The organism is Mesorhizobium sp. M1E.F.Ca.ET.063.01.1.1 (genome assembly GCF_003998155.1).
Taxonomy (GTDB): domain Bacteria; phylum Pseudomonadota; class Alphaproteobacteria; order Rhizobiales; family Rhizobiaceae; genus Mesorhizobium.
Genome location: NZ_RZSC01000388.1, coordinates 1 through 5,535, shown reverse-complemented (window position 1 = coordinate 5,535; position 5,535 = coordinate 1). Strand labels below are relative to the sequence as shown.

Annotated in this window: 4 protein-coding genes; 1 reads left to right on the top strand and 3 read right to left on the bottom strand. The window is 65.1% G+C overall.

Annotation, left to right across the window (positions count from 1 at the left end):
- Positions 1 to 25: 25 nt before the first annotated feature.
- Positions 26 to 1,972, bottom strand: coding sequence for a DUF47 family protein (locus EOA29_RS23365; RefSeq protein ID WP_126092920.1), 1,947 nt, complete (start codon positions 1,970 to 1,972; stop codon positions 26 to 28).
- A gap of 205 nt (positions 1,973 to 2,177) precedes the next feature.
- Here EOA29_RS23365 and EOA29_RS41615 point away from each other — a divergent pair, with 205 nt between their 5' ends.
- Positions 2,178 to 2,354, top strand: coding sequence for a hypothetical protein (locus tag EOA29_RS41615; RefSeq protein ID WP_189349970.1), 177 nt, complete (start codon positions 2,178 to 2,180; stop codon positions 2,352 to 2,354).
- 39 nt (positions 2,355 to 2,393) lie between these two features.
- Here EOA29_RS41615 and EOA29_RS23360 read toward each other — a convergent pair whose 3' ends face one another.
- Both EOA29_RS23360 and nirD read right to left on the bottom strand, forming a co-directional pair.
- Positions 2,394 to 5,063: a nitrate reductase gene (locus tag EOA29_RS23360; RefSeq protein WP_126092921.1), complete on the bottom strand. Its 2,670-nt coding sequence runs from the start codon at positions 5,061 to 5,063 to the stop codon at positions 2,394 to 2,396.
- A gap of 3 nt (positions 5,064 to 5,066) precedes the next feature.
- Positions 5,067 to 5,396, bottom strand: coding sequence for a nitrite reductase small subunit NirD (gene nirD, locus EOA29_RS23355; RefSeq protein WP_126095845.1), 330 nt, complete (start codon positions 5,394 to 5,396; stop codon positions 5,067 to 5,069).
- Positions 5,397 to 5,535: the final 139 nt, after the last annotated feature.

The window sequence follows — 5,535 nt, the reverse complement described above, 5'->3', positions numbered from 1 at the left end:
GGTCTGATGCGAGCAATCGAGGCGCTCATCCGCGTGCTCCGATGCTGTCGAACGCCAATTCGCGAATGCCGAAGCTCGCCGCCAGCAAGGCATCGGTCGCCAGCTCGATGGCTGCCGCGAAGTCCGTCGTCAGAGTGAGGGTGAGCGGATCGTCGACGTGACGCGCCAGCGCGCGGCGGACATCGCGCAACAATTCGTCACACTGATGTTCCGCCTCGACCGCGCGCCAGGAGACCGCGATGAAGGTTTCGTGATCCTCGGCCGTGCCGCCGTCGCGCAGGATGCCGGCGATCGACAGCGCCCTGACGTGATCCCGCACCGCTTCATAGGTGCGCTCGGCGAGCCGCACCAGCTTTTCGCGCACTTCGCCATGCCAGCCTTTGTTGCGAGCCTCGGCGATCAGCGACAGAAGAAACGTCGCTTCCTCCAGTGCGTCGGCGATATTGTCGGCTCTCTCAATGAGACGCGTGAATGGCAGCCAGCGCGTGTTGTGCTCCGCGCGTTCGCGCGAGCGCGTCACCAGATTGTCGGCCTGACGCTCCCATCCTTTCGCGCGCGATGCCAGTTTCTCGGCGGCCTTGCCGTCGCGTTCCAGACCATGCGTCAGCGCGTCCCGCAAACCTTCCGCCAGTTCATGGCAGAACCCGGCATGCTCGCCGAGGAGCTCGAAGACGTCTCGCTGTTGTCCGAGATGGCGAACGAGCAGAAGGCGCACGGAATCCGCGATCCGCGGCAAGGGCTGATGCTCCTGCATGGCCTGAGAGGCCGAAGACATCGCGTCCAGCATGAATGCGCGCGCGTGCTCGTCGCCGAGCACGGTGTCGAGGCGGTCACCGATGCGAAAGAACTCGCTGCCAATCGATTCCATGGCATCGAACAGCAGATGCTCGGCGCCGGCTTCGAGCCATCCCATGTGCCCGATGTCGCGCCTTGCACTGGCGGCGAGGATCGCCGTGGCATTCGCCTTTCCAACCAGCAGTCGCAGACGTTTGCGCGCCCGGTTCCAGTCGATCAGAAACACGATGCGCGAACCGAGCGCTTCCAGCGTCACGCCCAGCGCCGTTTCGTCGGCGTTGTCGAACGTCGCCGTCCCGACATAATACGCGTCTCCAGCGTTCAGCCCCTCGGTCGCCCGCGAGCCGACATTGGACCAGGTCGCGCCGATCTCGCCTAGAAGATCCTGAAAGAAAGCGAAGCGCTGCTGGTGAAGGTCGGAATAGGTGAGCGACAGCCGCAGCCCTTCAACCTGGATGACCAGAACATGCGCGTCATTGGTGCCGATGTCGTTCTGAATCAACAGCCTCGTGCCATCGCGCGTTGCCGCCGTATCGAGGCCGGGGTGGGTGAGTTTCAGGGGCCGCGTGCGGTTCAGGCCGCGCATGAAGGCGGCCACGCGAGGCCGGTCGTCCGGCGACAACTGCCAGATATGCGCGCCATCGATCGTCTCGTCCGAAATATCCGCCGCCAGCCGGTTGATGGCCTTGTGCAAGTCCATCACCAGGATATGGAAGCTGTCGTCCTCGCGGCGGTTGCCGCTGGTCAATTGCCTCAGCTGCCCTGCATCGAGCAAACCCGGCTCAAGGCCACCGAGCCAGCCGCACCACACCTCGATCCTTGAAAGCAAAGCGTGGTGGTCTCTATCGGCGTCGCCTTCAAGCGGGCGGCCCATCAACCGCAAATCGGCTGCAAGCTTGTCAACCAGCTTGGGCAAATCATCCGCGTGAAGCACGGACGCCCTGAGATGGCTGGAAGCAGGCAATGCCAGCAGCCACGGCGCATCCACTTTTGCCGCTGCATATTCGCGATGCAGGTCAAGGGACGCTACGTCCGGATGCATGGCATGGCTGTACGCGGTCTGAAGCGCCGTCAGATAGAATTTGAGGCGGTCATTGGCCGCAAGCGCCGCCTTAAGGTAAGCGGGACGCAACAACTGCGATTGCCCCAGCGAGGCAACGACGTCGATCTTCTCCATGCGACTTATCCCCAGACCCTCATTGCATTTCTGACAACGCCAATGAACCGCGCTGCATCTTGTCGGTGACGACAGCGCGTTCAGGCTTTTGCATTGCAGGCTAATCATCCCGTATGACTTCAGGATGAAGGTGCATCGACCCCGGATTTCGATGGTCTCGGGTTAAGAACGCTCCGCGATTTTTGCGGGCATCGCGGCTGGCGGAGTGTCGAAGTCGACGGCAGCGACGGCAGCGACGCCTTGCGAAACCGTGCTGAAGGATCTGCGTGCGACGGCAAAGCTCAACAATGCCGACAGGAACAAGATTGCCGGGGAAGCGCCCGACAATGCTACGGCTGGCGTAGGCCGGTTCTCGGAAGCCACCGTTCTCGGCTCGGCCTGAGCTGAATCTCAATACACCTTGAAGCGGCTCCAGCGGATTTCACTCTGCCGCCTGAACCTGGCGGGCGTCGATGATCGCCCGTATCTCCGAGCGGCAGGAACCGCAGTTGGTGCCGGCGCACAGTGTCGACCCGATCGCCTCCAGGCTGTCGCATCCGGCGGCGACAGCCGAAGCGAGCTGGTTGACGCCGACATGGAAGCACGAGCACACGACCCGGCCGATGGCGGGCATGGGTGCGGGCGAGCGGCCCGACAACAGCGCGTGACGATCGACGGCCGACAGCGGCTGGCGGGTGGCCAAGAGCGACACCAGCCAGTCGCGCATCGGCAATTGGTCTGGAGCGGCGACCAGCAAGGCTTCGGCCATGGCGCCGCCTTCATCGACCGCAGCCGCGCGATAGGCGAGCCCGCGGCGATCGGTGTATTCCAGAAGCTGATCCTGCCGTTGAACGCCGAGCAGCTTGCGCGCCAGAAGAATGCCCTGGTCCGGCGGCTCAGTTCCGGTCAGTTCGTAGACCCAGCCGCCCTCGACCGCGTACCGGCTCCAGTGAACGAAACCTGTCGGCCGGAGATCGCGCCGCGTGATCAGCACGCCGGCCCAGCCGGTATTTTCGCGCACGATTCTCGCCGGCACATGCTTGAGCTCCGGCTGGCCGGAATGCGGATCGGTGACCGGCGACGACAGCAGGCCCGCCGCGGCCCTGGCTGCGAACTGGCCGCTCCAATGCATGGGCATGAAGGCTTGGCCGCGCCGCTGCGCGTCGGCCACGCGGACCCTCGCGCGGACAAAGCCGAAGCGCGTCGACAGATGGGCGAGGTCGCCGTCCTTGAGGTGGTGCGCGGCCGCATCCGCCGGATTGAGATCGACTGCGGGCTCCGGCGCATTCGCCATCAGGCGCGGCACGTTTCCGGTCCGCGTCATTGTGTGCCACTGGTCGCGCAGCCGGCCAGTGTTCAGGGCAAGCGGATAGTCCGCATCGACCGTGAAAGCCGTTGCCTCCTGCCGCACCGGCACAAACCGCGCACGGCCGTCGGGCGTTGGGAAGCGGCCATCGGCAAACAGCCTTGTCTGCTGCTCGTTTTGGTCCGGCGCTGGCCAGTGGCGCGGCGCGAAGGAGGCATAGTCCACGTCGCTGAGGTCGGCCACGCCGCCGAGATCGAACAGGCGCTCGCCATCGTTTTCGAAGGCCGAGAGCGCGGCGTGCTCGCGGAAGATTTCGGCCGGAGCTTGGTAGGCGAAGGCATCGCCGAAGCCCATGCGTTCGGCTACATCGCAGATTATGCGCCAGTCGGCTTTCGCTTCGCCCGGCGGCGGCAGGAACGGCCGCTGACGCGAGACGCGCCGTTCTGAATTGGTGACAGTGCCGTCCTTCTCGCCCCAGGCTGCGGCCGGCAGCAGCACGTCGGCATAGCGTGTGGTGTCGGTGCGGGTCACGTCCGAGACCACGACGAAATCGCATTTGGACAAGGCGGCGCGCACGCGAGACGCGTCGGGCATCGAGACCGCGGGATTGGTGCCCATGACCCACAGCGCCTTGATGCGGCCATCGGCAACCGCCTGGAACATGTCCACGGCCTTCAGGCCGGCGCGGCGCGCAACCTTGGGCGCATTCCAGAAGCGGGAGACCCGGTCGATATTGGTCCCATCCGCGAAGTCCATATGCGCGGCAAGCTGGTTTGCCAGGCCTCCCACCTCGCGGCCGCCCATGGCGTTCGGCTGCCCGGTGACCGAGAACGGCCCCATGCCGGGCTCGCCGATGCGGCCGGTGGCGAGATGGCAGTTGATGATTGCGTTGACCTTGTCGGTTCCATGCGCCGACTGGTTGACGCCCTGACTATAGACGGTGACCGTCCGCTCGATGCCGGCGAAGAGGTCATAGAAGGCCTGGACATCGGCGGCCGCGAGCCCGCAGCCTTTTGCGACGCGCGCGACCGACGGCGCGTCGGCGCCGGCCAAAGAAGCTGCGGCGTCGAAGCCGGACGTATGGTCGCCGACGAAGCCGGCATCGATCTTTCCGGCTTGCACAAGATGCGCGAGCAACCCGTTGAACAGAAGCACGTCCGTGCCCGGATCGAGCGCCAGATGCAGGTCGCACTCGTCGGCCGTGGCCGTGCGGCGAGGATCGATGACGACGATCCTGGTTCCGCGTTCCTTTCGCGCCGCCAGCATGCGCTGGTAGAGCACCGGATGGCACCATGCGGTGTTGGAGCCGGTGAGCACGATGAGGTCGGCGCGCTCGAAATCCTCATAGACGCCGGGAACGATGTCCTCGCCGAAGGAGCGGCGGTGGCCGGCGACGGACGACGCCATGCAGAGCCGCGAATTGGTGTCGATGTTGGCCGAGCCGATGAAGCCCTTCATCAGCTTGTTGGCGACGTAGTAATCCTCGGTGAGCAACTGGCCGGAGACGTAGAAGGCGACCGAGTCCGGTCCGTGTTCGGCAATCGCCTGCGAAAATTTCGCGGCCACAAGGTCGACTGCTTCCTCCCACCTCGTCTGCGTGCCGCTGATTTCCGGCTGAAGCAGGCGGCCCTCCAGACCAAGCGTCTCGCCGAGCGCGGCACCCTTCGAGCAGAGGCGGCCGAAATTGGCCGGGTGCTCGGGATCGCCGCGGACGGTCGTCTTGCCGTCTGCGGCGATCCCGGCCAGCACGCCGCATCCCACCCCGCAATAGGGGCAGGCGGTCCTCACCTCGCGTGCTTCTTCCATGCCTCAGGCCGCTTTCGAGGCCAGCGCTTCGAGCGCGATGAAAAGCCGTTCGCCTTCGACCTTGACCGGGATCGTCCGTACCGAGCCTTCGTCGGCGCCGAGCGCCTCGCCGGTCTCCAGCGAGATCACCCAGTTGTGCAGCGGACAGGTCACCGCCGCGCCATGGACGATGCCTTGGCTGAGCGGCCCGCCCTTGTGCGGGCAGTGGTCGTCGATGGCATAAACCTGATCGTCCGCAGTGCGGAAGACCGCGATCTTGCCTTGCGGGGTTTCGACACAACGCGCGCCGCGCGGCGGAATGTCGGCGATGGAGCCGATGGCGATCCAGTTCATGTTGTCTCTATCCTGTCGGCTCATTCCGCCGCCTCCGCGAACCCTACCGACGCCATCGGCCGGAACTCGTGCTTGTCCTTGCCGGAGACGCGTTCGGACCAGGGATCGACCTGCGCAAATTTCTGGGAAAAGACGAAGC